The organism is Streptomyces sp. SID11385 (genome assembly GCF_010548245.1).
GTDB lineage: Bacteria > Actinomycetota > Actinomycetes > Streptomycetales > Streptomycetaceae > Streptomyces.
The window spans coordinates 1-1,769 of record NZ_JAAGLR010000768.1 but is presented as its reverse complement, the minus strand read 5'-3'; the positions used below and the strand labels follow the sequence as shown (position 1 = coordinate 1,769).

Sequence of the window (1,769 nt, the reverse complement as noted above, 5' to 3'; positions counted from 1 at the left end):
CCCGCCGAGGCGCTCGCGCTGCGCGCCGGGGGCGTCGAGGGCCGCATGCTGTGCTGGCTGTGGACGCCCGGCGGGCCCTGGCGCGCGGCGATCGAGGCCGACATCGACGTCTCCGTGAGCGGGACGTGGGCGCTCGACGAGGTCGCCGCCGCCGCCCGCGCCGCCGGGGGCACGGCCCGTGTCCATCTCAAGGCGGACACCGGCCTCGGCCGCAACGGCTGCCAGCCCGGCGACTGGCCCGGGCTCGTGGGCCAAGCCCTCGCCCTCCAGGCGGAGGGGGTCGTCCAGGTCGTCGGCCTGTGGTCGCACTTCGCCTGCGCCGACGAGCCGGGGCACCCCTCCATCGCCGCGCAGCTCACCCTCTTCGAGGAGATGACGGGGCTCGCCGCGCGCCTCGGCGTCCGCGCCGAAGTGCGGCACATCGCCAACTCGCCCGCCACCCTCAGCCTCCCCGAGAGCCACTACGACCTCGTACGGCCCGGGATCGCCATGTACGGGCTCTCGCCCAGCCCCGCCATGGGCACGCACACCGACTTCGGCCTCCGCCCCGTCATGCGGCTCGTCGCCCCGCTCGCCCTCGTCAAGCAGGTCCCCGGCGGACACGGCGTCAGCTACGGGCACCACTACGTCACCCCCGGCGACACGACGCTCGGCCTCGTCCCGCTCGGCTACGGCGACGGCATCCCCCGGCACGCCTCGGGGTCCGGGCCGGTCCTCGTGAACGGCAAATGGCACACCGTCGCGGGCCGCATCGCGATGGACCAGTTCGTCGTCGACCTCGGCGGCGACACGCCCGCCCCCGGCAGCGAGGCCGTCCTCTTCGGCCCCGGCGACCAGGGCGAACCGAGCGCCGAGGACTGGGCACGCGCGGCGGACAGCATCGTCTACGAGATCGTCACGCGCATCGGTGGACGCGTGCCACGCGTCCACCTGAACGGGTAAGCAACCCGTACGACCCGAGCAGGACCCGTACGACCCGAGTACGAGCCGTACGACCCGAGTCGCCGAGGAGAGCCACGTGGCCGACAGCGCACCTCTCGCCGGACTCCCCGGCTCCCCGCTCCCGTCGCCGCCCGCCGCCGGGCGGCGACGGGCCGGGGTGCTCGGGGCCGCCGTCGGCGTGCTCGCGGCGGGCGCCGCGGCCGGAGTAGCCGTCGAACGGCTCACCATGAGCCGCTCCGTGCGCCGCCGGGCCCGCCTCGCGCTCGACGCCACGAGCCTGTACGGGACGCTGCGCGGCACCCCCGGCGTCGTCCTCGCGGCGGACGGCACCCCCCTCGCGTACGAGATCGAAAATCCCTACGAGGACGGAGCCGCGCGCGAAGGAGACCCCGAGGGAGACGCCCGCGAAGGAGCCGCCCCCCTCGGCGGAGAGGCCCCCTTCACCGTCGTCCTCTCGCACGGCTACTGCCTCAACCAGGACTCCTGGCACCACCAGCGCGCCGCCCTCCGGGGCCGCGCCCGCGCCGTCTACTGGGACCAGCGCGGGCACGGCCGCTCCGGCTGGACACCCGGCGCGCCGCCGCCCGCCATCGACCTGCTCGGCGGCGACCTCAAGGCCGTCATCGACGCCGCCGCCCCCACCGGCCCGCTCGTCCTGCTCGGGCACTCGATGGGCGGCATGACCGTCATGGCGCTCGCCGAGCGCTACCCCGACCTCGTCCGCGAACGCGTCGTCGGGATCGGCCTGATCGGCACCTCCGCCGGGCGGCTCGACGAGGTCGCCTGGGGACTGCCCGCGCCCGGCGCGGAGGCGCTGCGGCGGCTCG

2 protein-coding genes are annotated in these 1,769 nt (G+C 76.1%); both read left to right on the top strand.

Annotated features, from left to right (window positions below):
• Positions 1 to 942, top strand: a 942-nt coding sequence (alr, locus tag G3I42_RS23735; protein ID WP_164289102.1) for an alanine racemase, incomplete at its 5' end; no start/stop codon positions are given.
• 76 nt (positions 943 to 1,018) lie between these two features.
• The coding region (locus tag G3I42_RS23730) for an alpha/beta fold hydrolase (RefSeq protein ID WP_164289100.1) at positions 1,019 to 1,769 on the top strand (751 nt) is incomplete at its 3' end.